At 48.1% G+C, this 18,070-nt stretch carries 17 protein-coding genes; 3 read left to right on the top strand and 14 right to left on the bottom strand.

The window, feature by feature from the left end; translation table 11 throughout:
• Positions 1–5: 5 nt before the first annotated feature.
• From SHK35_RS06470 to SHK35_RS06450, 5 genes are all read right to left on the bottom strand, one after another.
• Positions 6–842 (bottom strand): sugar phosphate isomerase/epimerase family protein, encoded by an 837-nt coding sequence (locus tag SHK35_RS06470; RefSeq protein ID WP_318709148.1) that lies wholly within the window; start codon positions 840–842, stop codon positions 6–8.
• The gene (locus tag SHK35_RS06465) at positions 833–2,398 is read right to left on the bottom strand and encodes a glycoside hydrolase family 28 protein (protein WP_318704623.1); all 1,566 of its coding nucleotides are present in this window, start codon (positions 2,396–2,398) and stop codon (positions 833–835) included. The genes SHK35_RS06470 and SHK35_RS06465 overlap by 10 nt, the downstream gene beginning before the upstream one ends.
• Positions 2,399–2,410: 12 nt before the next feature.
• Complete coding sequence (locus SHK35_RS06460; protein ID WP_318709147.1) at positions 2,411–2,947, bottom strand: hypothetical protein; 537 nt, start codon at positions 2,945–2,947, stop codon at positions 2,411–2,413.
• A 181-nt stretch (positions 2,948–3,128) separates the two neighbouring features.
• On the bottom strand, positions 3,129–4,622 hold the full coding sequence (locus tag SHK35_RS06455) for a UxaA family hydrolase (RefSeq protein WP_318709146.1): 1,494 nt from the start codon (positions 4,620–4,622) through the stop codon (positions 3,129–3,131).
• Entirely contained in the window at positions 4,607–6,067 is a 1,461-nt protein-coding gene (locus tag SHK35_RS06450; protein ID WP_318709174.1) for a tagaturonate reductase, read from the bottom strand. The genes SHK35_RS06455 and SHK35_RS06450 overlap by 16 nt, the downstream gene beginning before the upstream one ends.
• 298 nt (positions 6,068–6,365) lie before the next feature.
• Between SHK35_RS06450 and SHK35_RS06445 the strand changes: the two genes are divergently transcribed.
• The 3 genes from SHK35_RS06445 (at position 6,366) to SHK35_RS06435 (ending at position 9,991) form a co-directional block, all read left to right on the top strand.
• On the top strand, positions 6,366–7,373 hold the full coding sequence (locus SHK35_RS06445) for a LacI family DNA-binding transcriptional regulator (protein ID WP_318709145.1): 1,008 nt from the start codon (positions 6,366–6,368) through the stop codon (positions 7,371–7,373).
• Positions 7,374–7,448: 75 nt separating this feature from the next.
• On the top strand, positions 7,449–8,858 hold the full coding sequence (gene uxaC, locus SHK35_RS06440; protein ID WP_318709144.1) for a glucuronate isomerase: 1,410 nt from the start codon (positions 7,449–7,451) through the stop codon (positions 8,856–8,858).
• Positions 8,859–9,139: 281 nt separating this feature from the next.
• A complete protein-coding gene (locus SHK35_RS06435; RefSeq protein ID WP_318709143.1) occupies positions 9,140–9,991 on the top strand; it encodes an AraC family transcriptional regulator in 852 nt (283 codons plus the stop codon).
• 15 nt (positions 9,992–10,006) lie between these two features.
• Here the strand turns inward: SHK35_RS06435 and buk are convergent, their stop codons facing one another.
• The 9 genes from buk to SHK35_RS06390 form a co-directional block, all read right to left on the bottom strand.
• Positions 10,007–11,074 (bottom strand): butyrate kinase, encoded by a 1,068-nt coding sequence (gene buk, locus SHK35_RS06430; RefSeq protein WP_318704617.1) that lies wholly within the window; start codon positions 11,072–11,074, stop codon positions 10,007–10,009.
• Positions 11,075–11,171: 97 nt separating this feature from the next.
• On the bottom strand, positions 11,172–12,089 hold the full coding sequence (gene ptb / locus SHK35_RS06425; RefSeq protein WP_318704616.1) for a phosphate butyryltransferase: 918 nt from the start codon (positions 12,087–12,089) through the stop codon (positions 11,172–11,174).
• Between the two features lie 98 nt (positions 12,090–12,187).
• Positions 12,188–12,838, bottom strand: coding sequence for an HAD family hydrolase (locus SHK35_RS06420; RefSeq protein ID WP_318704615.1), 651 nt, complete (start codon positions 12,836–12,838; stop codon positions 12,188–12,190).
• A gap of 136 nt (positions 12,839–12,974) precedes the next feature.
• A complete protein-coding gene (locus tag SHK35_RS06415; RefSeq protein ID WP_318709142.1) occupies positions 12,975–13,742 on the bottom strand; it encodes a hypothetical protein in 768 nt (255 codons plus the stop codon).
• Positions 13,743–13,852: 110 nt separating this feature from the next.
• The gene (locus tag SHK35_RS06410) at positions 13,853–14,320 is read right to left on the bottom strand and encodes a low molecular weight protein-tyrosine-phosphatase (RefSeq protein ID WP_318709141.1); all 468 of its coding nucleotides are present in this window, start codon (positions 14,318–14,320) and stop codon (positions 13,853–13,855) included.
• Between the two features lie 160 nt (positions 14,321–14,480).
• Positions 14,481–15,722: a site-specific integrase gene (locus SHK35_RS06405; RefSeq protein ID WP_318709140.1), complete on the bottom strand. Its 1,242-nt coding sequence runs from the start codon at positions 15,720–15,722 to the stop codon at positions 14,481–14,483.
• A 106-nt stretch (positions 15,723–15,828) separates the two neighbouring features.
• Positions 15,829–16,059 carry an excisionase gene (locus SHK35_RS06400; RefSeq protein ID WP_191427668.1) on the bottom strand — a complete coding sequence of 77 codons (231 nt, stop codon included), beginning with the start codon at positions 16,057–16,059 and terminating at the stop codon, positions 15,829–15,831.
• Between the two features lie 6 nt (positions 16,060–16,065).
• Positions 16,066–16,278, bottom strand: a complete 213-nt coding sequence (locus tag SHK35_RS06395) for an LLM class flavin-dependent oxidoreductase (protein WP_318709137.1) — start codon at positions 16,276–16,278, stop codon at positions 16,066–16,068.
• 222 nt (positions 16,279–16,500) lie between these two features.
• Entirely contained in the window at positions 16,501–17,844 is a 1,344-nt protein-coding gene (locus SHK35_RS06390; protein WP_318709173.1) for a virulence-associated E family protein, read from the bottom strand.
• Positions 17,845–18,070: the final 226 nt, after the last annotated feature.

Here is an 18,070-nt window from a genome sequence, read left to right as displayed (position 1 = left end):
GTTTTTTATGCCTGTTCATAAAGCTTCAAAATAAAATCCTTTGCCTGCAGATTGTTCTCCGGTGTCGTATCCTCCAGGGTGGCATGGATAAAGGGCTTTCTCTCCTTCATAAATTTCAGCACCGCAGTGTAATCCATCTGTCCAAAGCCGCAGCCCACAGATTTCAGTTTTCCATCCTCCACCACATAGTCCTTCAGATGCACCATGGCTACATCAGGCCCAAGCAGCTCCACGGCCTCCTCCACAATGGCGGTCTGCTCCTTGTAATTGCTGATATCCAAAAGATTTACAGGGTCCAATATAATCTGAAGATTGGGGGAAGCAATTTCATCCAGCACTCTTCTGGCTCTTGCAGGATTGCATACAATGTGCTTCCACACCGGTTCAATGGCCAGAATCACACCCATCTGCTGGGCATATCTGACCACAGGCCGCAGGTTGGTAATAAAGGTCTGCAGCGCCTCCTCCCCATGGCATTCCGGCACATAGGCATAGGTCTCGTTGGGCGCTCCCGTCTCGGTGCCCACCACTCCGCACCCAAGCAGGGAAGCAAAGCGGATATGGGCCATATAACGGTGCACTGTTTTTTCCAGCTGCTGCCTGTTTGGATTTGCCAGATTCAGGTAACAGCCAAGCACGGCGATATCCACCTGATTTCTTGCAAAGAGATTTTTCAAATACATGGCAAAGCCCGGCGTCAGGGCCTCATCTGTGGTGGGATACTCATCGATCACCTTTGCAAGGGCCAGATGACCGCACTGAAAACCCAGTCTGTGAACATCCGCAATCCGCTCCTCCAGGGGCAGCTTTTTTGTGTCGTGTAATCTGATTCCTAACTGCATCTTTCCTCCTCCAATTCATCTACGCCGATCAGTTCGTATGCGTCTCCAGTCTGTCCTTCGATTCGCACCTGATCCAAAACCAGTCTTGCAACATTTCTTGCAAAAAGTCCTCTTTTGCTGCTTCTTTCGACACCCTCCGACATAGCGGGCACATCCGTTTTGGCATTTTCCGCAAAGCTGATAGATATGTTTTTCATTATGATTTCTTCGATTTTCTGCTCGGGCAGGCCGTCAAAATACGCTGCCGCCACATGACAGTTTGTACACTCCATATTTTCAAAGACCATTTTCTTAATTGACGGCGTTCTGTCATCTACCGGGTACGGCTCTCTTGACTGCACATATTTTGTCTTTCCATCCGGGTCGCAGAAATAAAAGGCGTTGACTACCAGAGGCGTCATCACATGATCCAGAGTCAGATTCCGGAAAACAATATTGCTTAAGACAGCATCCTTTCCCCTTCCCCGTCTGGTCTTGATCCGAAGTCCCCTGTCCGTATGGCGGAAAATACAGTCCTCCACAGTGAGATTCACAACGCCTCCTGCCATCTCGCTGCCCACAGTCACGGCTCCATGCCCGTTTTCCATAAGGCATTGGCGGATATGGATATCCTCCGAAGGGGTTTTATGCTTCCTTCCCATGTAAATCTTGCCGCTCTTGACTGCGATACAGTCATCTCCCAGCGAAAAGCGCACACCCAGAATCTCCACATTCTTGCAGGATTCCGGGTCCAGTCCGTCCGTATTGGGGGAATCCGCCGGATTTTCCACCGTCAATGCAAGAAACCTGAGATCATTGCTGAAATAGGGATGTAAGGTCCAGGAGGGAGAATTGCAGAATTTCAATCCCTGGAGGGTAATATTTTTACAGCCGCTTAAAAAGAAAAGCCTGGGGCGGAAGGCAATATTCATCACCTTGGGGTCTTTCCACCAGTTTTCCTTAGAGGCGTTGCCGTTTATGACGCCTTCCCCGTACAGCACCACGTCCTCCACGCCAACGCCGCAGATAATGCCGGAAAACATGGGAAGTGGATTGCCCTCCCAGGTTCCCAGATTATATTCGTCCGTCTCGTCATAGCTTTCGATCATGCCCGGGAACACAGGAAAACGGGTTCTGTCCGTGTCTGCTTTCAGCTCCGCTCCCCTGGCCAGCTCCAGGCGGATATGGCTCTTTAAAAACAGACTGGTAATCCGGTAGGTGCCTGCGGGAAAATAAATACGGCTGTTTCTGGGACAGGCCATAATGGCCGCCTGAATAAAATGGGTATCGTCCTGTATGCCGTCTCCCTTGGCTCCGAAGCGGGTCACATCCAGCGTCACAAACTCATAATCGGTTTTAAAGGACACCTCCCCCACCTTCTCCTGCCCGTCATACACCTCTATCAGCTGCCTGGAATCGGGTTTAAGACCGTACAGGGAGGTAATGGTGCGGTCAGAGGTCGTCTTTTCTGCGCCGTTTACAAAGATCCGATAGGGACGCAGCGTAAAATAACGCCCGCCATCTTTCATTTCAATCACGGCGCTTCTGGCCGTGTGCATCACATGAATAATTTCCATTTTGCCCCTCCTTTAACAAAACACCTGATATTTTTCTGTCAAAAGCACATAATCCTGGCAGGCCTGTCTCACAGCGCCGCGAAACAGCTCGCAGGCCCGGGAATCCTTCCCAGCCCATACGCTGTCTCCATCCTCCTTAAGATAACGGCTTATGATTTCTTTTACATTTTCTTTAAAGATATCAACAAGCTCCCTGTAATATTCATAAATCTCAGGGCTCATACAGTCGATGGTGCGAATCAGCATATCCGCTGCAGCAGCTGCGTTTTCAAAGGTGTAATCCTGCTTCAGCAGCTTGTTTATCGTCCGCATCTGAGTCATAATATCAGGATAGCCCTCCTTTTTGTTGCAGGCCGTCTCGTATGCCGCATAAACAGGATAAACCCACCTGGCAGCCTCATACCGGTCAGGATCGATGGATTCCATGTCAAAAATCCCCTCCTGCGTTCTGGGCAGCTTTTTCAGCTCCTCTACAACACCGGCCGCCGCCTGGGGGTCTTTCTTTCGGATGCTTTCATAAGCCTCCTTCAGCCGTTCTTTCATGCTCATATCCTTTTCCTCTCTCCTTTTTCTCAGGGCTTTTAGCCCTGTGGGCTGAAACCCTATAAAAAATACCTGCGCGCCCTGAGCCGGTGTGAGCTTACTCACAGAGCGCCAAAACCGCAGGTATTTCTCATATATCATTGAATCGTCGCCGACTTTTGAAACGTCCTTTGGGAACCGCCGGCGGTTAAAGCGTCACGCCCTGTTTGAAAATCGCCATGTCGTGGAAGCCCGCCGCCTCAGAGCATACCTGCTTTCCGGAGGCTACCTCCACCACGTAATCAAACAGCTTCTTCGTTTCCTCAGCCATGGTGCTTCCCTCCACCAGAACGCCGGCGTTAAAGTCAATCCAGTTGGACTTTCTGCCAGCCAGCCCGGAATTGGTGGAAATTTTCATGGTAGGAACCGGGGATGCAAAAGGGGTTCCTCTTCCGGTGGTAAACAGCACGATATGCGCGCCTGCTGCAGCCAGGGCGGTTGCAGCCACCAGATCGTTGCCCGGAGCGCTGAGCAGATTTAAGCCCGGCGTCTTTACCGTCTCCCCGTAGGCCAGCACACCCTTCACCTGAGCGCTTCCTGATTTCTGGGTGCAGCCCAGGGACTTATCCTCCAGCGTGGAGATGCCGCCCTTTTTGTTTCCGGGAGAGGGATTCTCATAGATGGTCTGGTTGTGGCTCTTGAAATAATTTTTAAAGTCATTGATGAGAGCCACCGTCTTTTCAAACAGCGCTTCGTCTGCGCAGCGGTTCATCAAAATAGTCTCCGCTCCAAACATTTCCGGCACCTCTGTGAGAATAGTGGTGCCTCCCTTGGAGATCAGAAGGTCTGAAAATTGGCCCACCAGGGGATTGGCCGTAATGCCGGAGAGGCCGTCGCTTCCTCCGCATTTCATGCCCACCACCAGGCGGCTTACGCTGATAGGCTCTCTCTCAAAGCCTGCCGCATAGTCGATGAGCCCCTTGATAATCTCCACTGCCTGGACGATCTCATCCTCACATTCCTGGGCCACCAGGAATTTCACTCTGTTCTCATCGTACTCGCCAATATAAGACTTCAGTACGTCAATATTGCTGTTTTCACAGCCCAGCCCCAGCACCAGGACACCCCCGGCATTGGGGTGGTTAATCAGATCTGCCAGAATGGTTCTGGTGTGCTCCTGATCGTCGCCCATCTGGGAGCAGCCGTAAGGGTGAGGGAATGCAATTACCTCTTCCACACTGCCCTTTACGAAAGCGTTTGCCGCTCTGGCGATGGCGGTGGCCACGTTATTCACGCAGCCCACGGTGGGAATGATCCAGATTTCGTTGCGCACGCCCACCTTGCCGTCAGGCCTTTGAAAGCCCTGGAAGGTAACATCCTCCGTTCTTTTTTCCTCCACGGGCACAGGCTCATAGGTGTAGTCAAGGAGCTCACCCAGGGCCGTCTTGATATTGTGAGTGTGTATCCACTCACCCTCCTTGATATCCTCTGTGGCGTTGCCGATGCGGTAGCCGTACTTGATCACCTCGCCGCCCTTCTTGATATCGCAGATAGCCATTTTATGGCCTGCAGGAATATCCTGGCCTGCGGTGACGGTTTTTTTTCTCCCGTCCCACTCTACCAAAATCTCCTCTCCCTGGGAAATGGGCACAAGCGCCACCACCACATTGTCTTTATCGTTGATTTTTAAGAAATTCTGCATAATGCCGCCCTCATACCATTTTTCTTGATATCATCCAGATAAGCGGTCACCGCGTCGGTAAGTCCCGCCACCTGATTCAGATCCTGGCCGAAGAAATCTTCTTCTCCCAGAAATGCGGTTACAAATGTGCGCGTATCCTTCTCGCAGTTATCCCGGAAGAATTCCAGCACCTTCCTGTCATCCATAATATTATATTCCTGACCGTTTCTGTGTCCGATCAGCGCCTTGTCGCGAATCTCTGTTCCCGTGTAGAAGGCCATCAGCGCAGCCAGAGAGAAGGCAAGGTGCACAGGAAGCTTTCCTGTTTTCTCCACGTATCCCAAAAGGCTGGGCATACACCTTGCTCTCCACTTGGAAACAGAATTTAAGGAGATGGAAAGCAGCGCATGCTTCACATAGGGATTGTTAAAACGAGTGATCACTGCCTCTGCAAACTCCTTAAGCTCTGCCTCAGGAAGGGTCAGCGTAGGAATCACCTCGTCGAAAATGGTCTTCATCATGAAGTTTCTGATGTCATCGTCATCCATGGATTCCTTCACATAATCATTGCCTGCCAGATAGGAGGCCAGCACAAAGGAGGTGTGGGCGCCGTTTAAAATGCGCACCTTTCTCTGCTTATAAGGCTTTTGATTGTCCGTAAAGATTACAGGCAGTCCCGCATCGGGAAGGGGAAGCTCCTTACTGATGTCCTTCTCGCTCTCAATGACCCAGAGGGCAAAGGGCTCTCCCGTCACCAGAAGATGATCCTCATAGCCCAGCTTTTCCCATTCTTCTTTCTCGTTGTCACGAGGATAGCCGGTGATAATGCGGTCTACCAGGGTAGAGGTGAAAATGCAGGCCTCGTCCACCCAGGTCTTAAAGTCGTCGCCCAGCTTCCAGAGATCGATCAGCTGCATCACGCACTTTTTCAGCATGATGCCGTTGTCATCAATCAGCTCTACGGGAAGCATTACAAGACCCTTTTCCTTATCTCCCTTAAAGGTTTCAAACCGGCGGTACAAAAACTTCGTCAGCTTGCCGGGGAAGCTCTTGGGAGGCTTTGCATCAAACTGATCCGTCTCATCGTATACGATTCCCGCCTCAGTGGTATTGGACACTACAAATCTCAGGGTATCCAGCTCTGCCAGGCTCATGTATTTTTCGTATTCCGTGCTGGTGTCCACCGCGTCTGCAACACTGGTGATCTTTCTATTCAAAACCTTCGCCTCGCCGTCAACGATTCCTCTCAAGGAAACCGTGTACTGGCAGTCCTGTCTGTGGAACATTTCCAGATTGCCAAACTCAATGGGCTTGATCAGCACAATATCCCCGTCGAACATGCCCTTCTCATTTGCAATGTCAATCATGTAATCCACAAATCCGCGGAGGAAATTCCCCTCTCCAAACTGTACTACTTTGACAGGCCTTTCCTTTTTGCCGGTCATTGCCTTGTTTAAGATTTCCATTTCTGTTTTGTCCTCCATTCCGCGCTCTCCCGCAGTTTAAATCCGCGCCCTGAGAGGGCGCGCTTTTCTTTTCCGATCACCTGCATAAGCTCTTAGAAATTACAACTCCTTTTGTAAGAGATTATGTAAGTACTTACATAATTAATTTTACTTCCAAAAAATATTTTCGTCAATAACTAAATGGAAAAAGCATCTTGAAAAAAAACACAGCTTTCGCTATAATCAAAATTGGCTTTATGAAACTGCTTACATTTTTCTTTCATGAAAAATATCACCATTACATCAAGGGGTTTTTCACATGACTATTTATGATATTTCTGAAAAAGCGGGGGTTTCCATTGCCACTGTTTCAAGGGTTTTGAACGGAAGCAGCAATGTCAGCGAAAAGACGAAAAAAAAGGTGCTGGACGTCATTAACAAGTATGAGTACACGCCCAATGCCTTTGCCAGGGGCCTTGGTTTAAACACCATGAAAACCATAGGCATCATGTGCGCCGACAGCTCTGACCTATACCTGGCAAAAGCCATTTATTACATTGAGCAGAAGCTGCGGGCCAACGGCTATGACAGTATTCTTTGCTGCACCGGCTATCAGCTGGAGAATAAAATCAGCTCCTTAAACCTTTTGATCACCAAAAAGGTGGACGGCATTATATTGGTGGGCTCCAATTTCATTTATGAAAACGACGCAGACAACAAATATATCGCAGACGCCGCCGCACAGGTTCCGGTAATGCTTTTAAACGCGGCTCTGGATGCGCCCAATGTGTACAGTGTGGTGTCGGACGATTACACCTCCATGTACGAGGCCGCTGCCCAGATGATCCGCTCCGGCGTAAGGGACATGATCTATTTTTATAACTCCAACTCCTACAGCGGCAAAAAAAAGCGGGCAGGCTTCCAGGCCGCCATGGAGGAAAACAAGCTCTTTGTGCCGGGCAGATCTTTGCAGTATTATCAAGGATCCCACGAGGATATTCCAGCCATGGCAGAGCATTTAAAGGAGCTTTCCGACAAGGGAATTTCCTTCCACGGCATTATTGCCGCCGACGATACGCTGGCGCTGGCCGCCGTGAAATACGCAAAGGCAAAGCACCTGAAAATCCCTGAGGAGATTTCCATCATCGGCTACAATAATTCCATGCTGACAGAGTGCTGCGACCCGCCGCTTACCTCTATCGACAATAAGCTGGAAACTCTCTGCCAGCATTTGATTTCCACGCTTTTAGGAGTGCTTTCCGGAAATGAGATGCCCAAAAAAACCATTTTTTCCGGGGAACTGGTAAAACGGGGCACCACCCGCTGAGGCGTAATGCACAATACAGGTTATTTATAAATTATTTTTCAATAAAACTTTTTTAACAAAAATGGAGGAACAGAAATGAAAGCATTTATGGACAAGGATTTCCTGTTGGAAACAGAAACCGCAAAAAAGCTGTTTCATGACTATGCGGAGAAAACTCCCATACTGGATTATCACTGCCACATCAATCCCAGGGAAATCGCAGAGGACCGTCAGTTTGAAAACATTACCCAGGTATGGCTGGGCGGAGACCACTACAAGTGGCGTTTCATGCGCTCCTGTGGTGTGGATGAAAAATACATCACCGGCGACGCCTCCGACTACGAAAAATTCTGCAAGTGGGCGGAATGCCTGGGAAAGGCCATCGGCAACCCTCTCTTCCACTGGAGCCATCTGGAGCTGCAGAGATATTTCGGCTACAACGGCGTGTTGAACAAAAATACTGCGGACGAGGTCTGGAATCTGTGCAATGAAAAGCTGGCCCAGCCCTCCATGAGCGTGCGCAGCATCATCAAGCAAAGCAATGTGACCCTCATCTGTACTACGGACGACCCCATTGATTCTCTGGAATGGCACAAGAAGCTGGCTGAGGATGACAGCTTTGACGTAAAGGTGCTGCCCGCCTGGAGACCGGATAAGGCCATGAATATTGAAAAGCCCGATTATCTGGATTATCTGGATAAGCTCACCGTCTCTGCCGGCATGACCGAGATCAACACCTTTGCCGCCTTGAAGGAGGCCCTGAAAAACCGCATGGATTTCTTTGCTTCCATGGGCTGCAACGTATCCGACCACGCGCTGGAATATGTGATGTACTATCCTGCTTCCGACGACGAGATCGAAACCATCTTTTTAAAGAGACAAAACAAGATGGTGCTCACCAAGGAGGAGGAGCTGAAATTCAAGACGGCCTTCATGCTCTTTGTGGGAAGAGAATATCACAAGCGCGACTGGGCAATGCAGCTTCACTACGGCTGCAAGCGCGACAACAATACATTAATGTATGAAAAGCTGGGCCCTGATACAGGATATGACTGCATCAACAACTATGCTCCCTCTGCGCAGATGGCTGACTTTTTGAACGCTCTGATCGTAACCGATGAGCTTCCCAGAACCATCCTTTACAGCTTAAATCCCAACGATAACCAGGCCATTGGAACTATTTTGGGATGCTTCCAGGATTCCACTGCCGTTGCCAAGATTCAGCAGGGCAGCGCATGGTGGTTCAACGATCACAAGACCGGCATGCAGGATCAGATGATCTCCTTAGCCAACCTTGGCAATCTGTCCGGCTTTGTGGGAATGCTCACCGACTCCAGAAGCTTCCTGTCTTACACAAGGCATGAATATTTCCGGCGCATTCTGTGCAATCTGATCGGCAACTGGGTGGAAAACGGCGAATTCCCGGCTGACATGGATACCTTGTCCCAGATTGTCACCGATATCTCCTACAATAACGCCAAAAGATATTTTAAATTCCCGCTGTAAAATTTTTCAGGTAATGCTGCCTGAAAACACGCGCCCGCCGGGCGCACATAAAAAATCACCGTGCCATGCCGCACGGTGATTTTTTATATTGTTGAGAGAAAAGTATTGAAGAGAATGGATGATTTCTCTTTACGCCCTTATATTACCCTAAAATAATATGTGTTTCTAATGATTTTATGTGTTTATTTTGTCTGTTTTACTGTTTTTTTATGATAAGCTATGCTATACTGTCTGCAGAAACATTCGTTTACGGCAGTTTTGCAGCAGAAAGGATGGGACAAATGACAGCAGCAGGCCCGAGACCTGGGAAAAAAAGAGACATTGACCGAATCATCATAGAAAAGGTAAAGAGGGGAGATTACTCCCCTCTGCAGCCGGATCACTATCACAATTTTTATGAGGTGTTCTACCTGCTCTCCGGGGAATGCCGCTTCCTGTTAAAGGACAGCGTCTATCAGCTGAAAAAAGGAGATCTGGTATTTATCGCCCCCCAGGAGCTGCACCATTCCCTTTACTATCCCAACAGCTCCTGTGATATTATTATGCTTTATTTTAAAAAGGAATTTGTACATCTGGAAATGTTTAACGATTGTCTCCCCAAAGCCCCCGCAGATCAGCTGCATTCCTTTATGGGCAGCATTCCCGCACTGTACATGGAAGAATTTCATATTCTTTTAGGAAAAATGCTGTCAGAGAGCTCCGGCATCGACGAATATTCCAATGCCTTTCTTCGCTGCCATCTCCAGGAAGCGCTGCTTTTGCTGATGCGTCACTCTGTGTTAAGCGAAAAGGAACCGGACCTGCTCAATTCCCGGGATGCGGACATCCTTCAGGCCACAAAATACATTTATAAAAATTTCCAAAAATCCCTGACCCTTGAGGAGGTATCCGCAGTGGCCTCCCTAAGCCCTACCTATTTCAGCAGAAAATTCAAGCAGACCACAGGCATGGGCTTTAAGGAATACCTGAACTATGTAAGACTCAAGCATGCGCGCGCCGCGCTTCTTACCACAGACAATACCATCACCGACATAGCCCTGGAATATGGGTTCAACGACAGCAACTACTTCAAGGATATTTTTAAAAAGGTATACGGGAAATCCCCCAGGGAATTCCGCAAGCATCCCGACTGAATACAGGTGTTATTTTTAATAATCCTTTGCCTGCTCCTCGCCGTTTAACACACGCAAAGCCCCCTGTGCCAGCGCTAAAAGCTCATCCTCACCAGGGTACACGGTAAAGGGCGCGATCCATTCCGCTCTCTCCCGCAGAGCGTCCACAACGTCCTGGCCGTAGGCAATGCCTCCCGTCACAATAATCTGATCCACCTTTCCGTTCAGCACGCAGGCCATGGAACCGATATCCTTTGCCACCTGCAGCAGGAATGCCTGTTTTGCCTCCGCCGCCTTTTCGTTTCCTTCATTGGCCATCTTTGTGACTTCCCGCATATCGTTGGTTCCAAGGTAAGCATTGAAGCCGCCCTTACCCACGATTTTCTGATACACCTCTTTTTCCGTATATTTGCCGGAAAAGCACATTTTCACCAGAGCGCCGCTGGGAACCGCCCCCGCTCTCTCGGGAGAAAAGGCCCCGTCTCCATCCAGAGCATTGAACACATCCACCACTTTGCCGTACTCATGAGCGCCCACAGAGACACCGCCCCCCATATGCACCACGATCAGGCGCAGGGATTCATAAGGTCTGCCCGTCTCCTTGGCATATCTTTTTGCCACTGCCTTCTGGTTCAGTGCATGAAACACGCTGATGCGGGGAAGCTCCGGCACACCGGAATATCTGGCGATGGGCATCAGCTCATCCACCACAACCGGGTCCACAATATAAGAAGGAATTCCCAGGGAATCACCGATCTCTCTGGCAAGGATTCCCCCCAGGTTGGAGGCATGCTGCCCCTGTACTCCTACCTTCAAGTCCTCCAAAAGGGCGTCCGTAACCAGATAGGTTCCCCCGGGTATGGGCTTCAGCATTCCGCCCCGTCCTACCACCACATTCAGGGATTTCAAATCAAAATTCTTTTCCTCCAGCAGGTCAGTGATGATTTTCTTGCGGAAATCCTTCTGGTCTACAATCGTTGCATAACGGCCGATTTCCTCGGTGCTGTGTCTTAAGGTCTCTTCAAACAACAGGGTCTCATCCTCAAACACACCTATTTTGGTGGAGGTGGAGCCCGGATTGATAATTAAGCTTTTAATGGACATCTTATCTTTTCTCCTATCAAGTTTGTTCGTGATGACTGCTTCCGCAATATCTATTGCAACTTCCGCTGCACATGTTATGAATTCATCCAGCATATTACTATCCTCTTTTCATTTCCTCAGCCACAACTGCTGCCAAAGCCAGGGAATAGACCTTGGTTTCAAAGGTATCGGAACGGCTGGTGAGAATCACCGGCACTTTCGTGCCTGTGAGAATACAGCCATTTTTTACTTTTACCATATGTACGATCGCCTTGTACACCAGATTGCCTGCATGAATATCCGGGAAAAGCAAAACATCTGCGTCTCCCTGAATACGGCGGTCTGTAGCTCCCTTATGCTTCGCCGCCTCCGGGTCAATGGCAAGGTCTAAGGAAAGGGGACCGTCCACGATACAGCCGGTCAGCTCGCCCTCCTGATTCATGCGCGTAAGCTCCGCCGCCTCCACTGTGACAGGCATTTTGGGATTCACCACCTCTACTGCAGCCAGAGGCGCTACTTTGGGCATATCCACACCGCACGCCCTGCACACAGGAATGGTGTTTTTGATAATATTCACCTTGTCCTCCAGGGTTGGGTAAGTCATGAAAGCCACATCTGTCAAAAACAGCAGTCTGTCAATGCCCGGAATCTCAAACACACATACATGGGAGAGCACCCCTCCGGTGCGCAGTCCCACCTCTTTGTCCAGAACGCTTCTCAAGAAGTTTTTGGAGTCGATGAGCCCCTTCATATACATATCGGCAATCCCGTCATGGGCCAGCTTTACCGCCTTTAAGGAAGCCTGCACCATATCCGGCTCATGGATGATCTGATATCCTTCCAAATCCATTTCAATGCCCGCTGCAATCTCTCTGATCTTTTCCTCGTCGCCCACTAAAATGGCATCTGCGATTCCAAGCCTTTTCGCCTCCTTTACAGCCTCCAGCACAGCCTCGTCCTGAGCTACGGACACGGCAACTGTTTTTCTGCCGCACTCCTTGACCTTTGCCACAATGTCGTCAAAACCCTGTTTCATTTTTATCCTTCTATCCTTTCCGCCCGCAGATTATAGCTGTGTGAAAGCGGGCTGTTATTCCTATGCGCCGTATTGTTAAAATAATAACACAGTGCAGTTCAAAAATCAACTGCCAGCGGACAAATTTCCATCAGGTTATCCACCCTGGCATACAGGCACTTCTTCAGACTCTCATCCGGCTGGGTCTGGTCAGGCACCATAATCACCCTGCAGCCCGCCTGCCAGGCCGAAAGCACTCCGTTTGGGGAGTCCTCCACCGCAATACAGTCCCCGGGCGCCAGTCCCAGACTTTCGCAGGCATACAAATAAATATCCGGAGCCGGCTTTCCCCGCTCCACCATGGACGCGCTGATGATTCTATCAAAATAGGGAAGAAGCTTTGTCTGCCTCAAATACCTTTCTGTGGTCTCTAAATCTGTGGCGGTGGCAACGGCAGTGGTGATGCCTCTTTCCTTCAAATATGAAAGCAGTGCTTCAGCGCCAGGCTTGCAGCAAAGTCCCTCCCTCTCCAGGCATTCCCTCATCATAGCCCTTCTTTTTTCTCTCACCGCCCAATAGTCCACATCCTCTCCAAACCATTCCTTCAGCTTCTGGGGCGCAAAGGGCCGCCCCAGGCTTCTCATGGCAAGGGCCTGCTCGTCTGTCATGGCATAGCCAAACTCCGCCATTGCCTTTGGCCAAAATATCCTGTAATACTTTTCCGTGTCAATGAGAGTTCCGTCCATATCAAAAATTACTGCCCTGGTCATTTTGATTCCTTCCTTCTTCCGCCCTTTGTTTCCAGCATACTATATTTTCCCTCCGCTGTCATCCGAAGATTACAGCAAAAGGGACGTCCTTTCCAAAGAACGTCCCCGTTTGTTTTTGCGCCTTTACAATGCTTTATTATTCTGCTGTACTCTCCTCAGAAGCGCTTTCTGTGGCAGAATCTGCCGCTCCATCCTCTGTGGAAATGTCTTCTGTGGAAGTTTCTGCTGTGGAAGCAGCCTCAGAGCTGCCGTCCACCTGTGCCGGGGCTTCCCCACCCTCCGGCGCCGGTGCCTCAGGGTCCATGCCCGCTGTCACGGAATTTACCTTTTCACCCTGCATGATAAAGGTTATAATATCGCCTGTCTGCAAATCCTCCACTGCAGCAGTTTCTCCATTTACTGTGATAATGGTTTCTTCATCCACCTCTATGGTCATGGTCTCGCCCGTAAGCTGCAGCTCCAGCTCCTCTCTGGCTGTCATTTCTTCCTCCGTCTCTAACACCGCTTCGCCTTCAAGGGTTTCCTCTTCTGCCGCAGTTTCCTGTTGCGCAGCCGTCTCCTCTCCTGCGGTCTCACTTTCCGCCGTTTCCTCAGAGGCTTCTGAAGTCTGCTCCGGCGCTTGGCCGTCCGGCTCCTGCGGCGGTACCTGCGGCATCTCGGCAAGCTCTACCGTAATACTATTCCCCTCTATGGCTGAAATCTGTCCATAATACGTGACAGCCTCCTCTACACTATCTGTAGCCTCCACTGTACTGCTCTCAGTCGCTTCCTCAGCTGTACTGCTCTCCGCCTGGCTGCTCTCCTGTACCGTGTCTGACCCGGAGGTACTGCTGCACGCAGTCATTCCCGCCATAACCATTGCTGCCGCCAAAATTCCGCAAAGGACTTTTGATTTCGTTCTCATCAGATTTTGTTTTTTCCTAATGTTTACCTCCATTTCCTGTTTTATGTAAGAAGAATACTATCCTTCTGCGTACAAAGTGTGTACAAAAAATGGAGTTTCTGTGAAAAAGATTATTTCATTGTCAAACTGTCAAGCAATCCCTTACAGCCTGCCTCCACATCTGCGTAGGTGTCTGAAAAATTTCCGGTGTACCAGGGATCTGCAATATCCCGGTCCGAGCCTGCAAATGTAAGCAGCTTATGGACCTTCTTTTCCGGGTCTCCTCCCAGTATGCGCAGCATATTCCGGATATTTGCACTGTCCATGCCGATCAGGTAGTCATATTTTTCATAGTCTGCCCGGGTCAGCTGCACCGCCCGCTTTCCTTCACAGGAAATGCCATGACGGGCCAGCTCCTTTCTGGCAGGAGGATAGACGGGATTGCCCACGCCATTCCAGATTTCTTCTGTGCTGGTGGCTGCAGAGGCGATGTGAAATTCATGGGAAAGACCCGCCTTGGATACCAGGTCTTTCATGACGAATTCCGCCATGGGGGAGCGGCAGATGTTGCCGTGGCAAATGAAAAGTATTCTAATCATCTATCTAAAACTCCTTGAAAATGCTGATTTTCCTTGATTTTACGCCACTTTTCGGCATTTCTACGACAGAGGCTCCATAACCATAATTTGGTATAACTACGCTTATTTTGGCTTGTTTTTGCCATCATTTGTCGTAAATTCTGTCGTAAATTCAAAAGTTTTACGACACGCACCTTTTACGGTGCGTTGTCGATTTCTTAGAAGCTGTGCCCACTACTTTCTGCATTTCTTCCTCTGCATCATCATAATTCAAATGCGTGTAAACATTCAATGTTACGCTGATGTCACTATGACCCATGATATATTGAAGCGTCTTCGGATTCATTCCGGACTTCGCCATATTGGAACAGAAAGTGTGTCTGCAAACATGAGGAGTAACTTTCGGCATCTGTACTCTGTAAATCTTGTTGTACTTCTCACGGATATGCTGAAAATATTTCTCCCAGTGAAGTGCCACCATCGGTCTGCCGTTCTTGTCCAGATACAAAAATCCACTGTACCCATCTACCATAGGCTCAACCTTTGGATTCTTTCTGTTGGCAAGAATACGCTGAAAAGCTTCCTTCACTTCCGGTGTCATCGGAACCATACGTTCGCCGCTTTCTGTCTTGGTATCTTCAATGATATATTTCATATCTCTGGTTCTCTGAAGCTGATGATCCACGATGATTCTGTTGTTCTCAAAATCAAGGTTCTTCTTCGTCAATCCAACAAATTCAGAGATACGAAGTCCTGTCTTGAACAGGATATAGATACCGTCATAGTACTTGCAGAAATGCTTGTCGTTCTTTACAAATTCCAAGAAATCTCTTTCCTGCTGTCGTGTGATAGCTTCTCTTGTGACACTATCGTTCACAACAACGGTGTTCAGCTGAAATTCAAACGGATTCTTTACCAGCAAATCATCATCCACCGCCATCTGAAAGGCAGGTCTTACCACACCACGGATCGTGTGAATGGAACTGTAACCTCGCCCATCAATCTGCTGCATCTTAATCAGCCATTCTTTGGCATCAGACACCTTGATCTTGTCAATGCGCTTCTGCCCAAAGGCTTCTTTCTTAATCACATTGACCACAAAGTTATAATTTGACCTTGTGTTATGACGGACACCTGTTTTCTGTGAAATATACTTTTCTACCAGTTCCAGAACTGTGAAATTACCGCCATCCGGTGTGATATTGCTGTTCAAGTCCTTTTGAATCTGCTTAATCTTTTCTCGCAGGGAAATATCATCACGTTTTCCTGCCGGAACTCGATCAGTCGGTGTAAGCTTCCAACTGTACACCGTCTTTCTCTTGCCCCATGCATCCTGATACTTGTATTCATATTTCCCGTCTTTGCGCTGGCTCTCTCCATTAAATAACTTGCGACCTTTATTGTCTCGTCTTACTTCTGACATTCAGTTTCTCCTTTCTATCAACCTAACTGCCATAGAAAAGAGCCAAGCTATGATATACCTATAATATCATAAACTTGGCTCCGAATCTATCGTGTATTTGCCGTTTTTATATGGCAGATAATTTTTCATCTACATATTGTTCAAACACTCTGCGCTTAATCTGAGGTCTTGACCCATTCCACAGAATGAACTTCGCATCCGGATTCTCGTCGATCAGCTTTCGCAGCTTTTTATCTCCGATATGAAAATACTTTGCCGCTTCCTGCACACTCAGAGTATATTTTCTCCAGACAGGAATCTCATACTTATCTACGTTCTGATTCTGTTCTTTCACCATAGGCACTTACCCCCCCCTCTTTTTCCATACAATCTCGTAGCCCAGCACATCTGCCAGTTCCACGGCTTCCTTATATCGCAGCGTTTCTCGATGAAGCTTCCCCGACAGATTGGATATACTCCTGCTCCATCCATACTGCTGTTCCAATTTTTCCAACACATCCTGCATGGTCACTCCCTCGCACACAAGATGTGATCTCACTTCATTCCGCACGTTCATTTTTGCTTACCTCCATAAAAAGAGCCTTGCAAGGGGAAATGGCAACGAAGTTCGACAACCAACCTTAACAAACTGTCAAATTCCAATACAAAGCTCCACTACTATAATTCTATTCTTTTTACAATTATAAGTTGTTTTGGTTGTCAAAGTAGAAAATTCCTTGAAAAATAAGGATTTTCCAGACAACCCAATCGACAACTCGATGGCATTTTAGCTGGCAATTTACCCCTGATTTTCAAAGGGCAGCTCCATCTGTTTTGCTTCTTCCTCCGTCAACTCCACAAATCCATCCAAAGAATTTGTTCCGGTTGCCACAGACTGCTTGTCACGCTCCCAGCCTTTCTGTCTGCCATATCCGGTAAAATGCCTCGGGTTCGTGAACTGCGTCCATCCCACAATGGAGTTGTTCATAATATCGTTGATTTCACGGATTTCCCATTGTTTTGGCTCATCAAATGGATGATTCAAAGCTTCCTTATACAGCATCTTGGAGCAAACCATATTTCCTCTGTATACATCCAAAAATCCTTGAATCATTCCTGCTTTGGTATCTTCCGGCATGAACTGCTTCTGAAATTCTTTCAGATACTGTTCCATTTCCTTTGAAAGGGAAAGTTGATACTTTTTGCTTCGATAAATCACCATAGCTTCTGCCCACATCTGTTCAATATAGGCTTTGGAAGCTTTTTCATCTGCCATAATGTGTACCTCAGCTTGTTCTGGATAAACCATAATCGGAAGAAATCTTCGGTTTCCGGTACGGTCAAGTGGCAGAAAATCCAATGTATTAGAAGTGCCACCGAACACGCACTGACGGAGCCTGTCATCCGGTTGCTTATCATAGGGAACTTTATAGGTTTCCTTCTGACGGCTGAGGAACGATTTAATATCTTCAATGCTTTTTGCGTTGGCTGTAGCAATCATTTCCGACATCTCCACGATCCAATGCCCCTGCATTTTACGAAATACATTATCATCATCCAATTTTTTCAGATCATCCGTGAACCATTCGTCTTTTATTGCAAGAAAACGAAAGAATGTAGACTTACCGGCACCTTGTCCTCCCACAAGACAGAGCATCATTTCAAATTTGCATCCAGGCTGAAATGCTCGGTGAATGGCTCCCAACATAAACAACTGCATGGCTGCACAGGTATATTCGTTCTTCTCCACTCCAAGAAAGTGGGGAAGAGCATTTTCAATGCGCTTCTCGCCATCCCACATCAGACTTTTCAGTTTTTCCTGAATTGGATGATACTTGTTTTTATCGGCAATGATTGATATTGCCCTTGCTATTTTCGATTCTACACTTAAACCATAGGTTTCTTCCAGATAAAGCATCAAATAACTCACATCCGTTTCATTCAGTATGGGACTTCTTTTATGCCACCATAACTGCATCACAATCTCTATTTTTTCCGTAAACAGATTGTAGCAAATGCTTTTGTGAAGCACCTCATCCAAACGGAATACTGTAAGGCAGTTTTTGATACTGTTCTTTACGCCGCCGTTTTCCGTTCTGTCTAAACGTTCCCTAACCTTGTCAGGCGAACACGGCCTTTCCATATCACTGGCCGCCTCCAATACTTGTTTCTGCTTCTCGGCAGATAAATTCTGAAATTCGTTGCTCAAGCGATGCCACCTCCTTCCCGTATTCCATCACGAGCAATGCTTTTTCCTCTATTCCTCCAAATACAAGAATATCCAAGAGATATTGTTATCCCGCATTTTATCTACATTCAGATCATGTTATATTCAGTGGAATTAAAAGCGGCATGACATAAATTATTCT

The organism is Candidatus Acetatifactor stercoripullorum (genome assembly GCF_944382095.1).
Classification (GTDB): Bacteria; Bacillota; Clostridia; order Lachnospirales; family Lachnospiraceae; genus Acetatifactor; species Acetatifactor stercoripullorum.
Note: the sequence above shows the minus strand (reverse complement) of the source record. Positions and strands in the feature narration are given on the sequence as shown.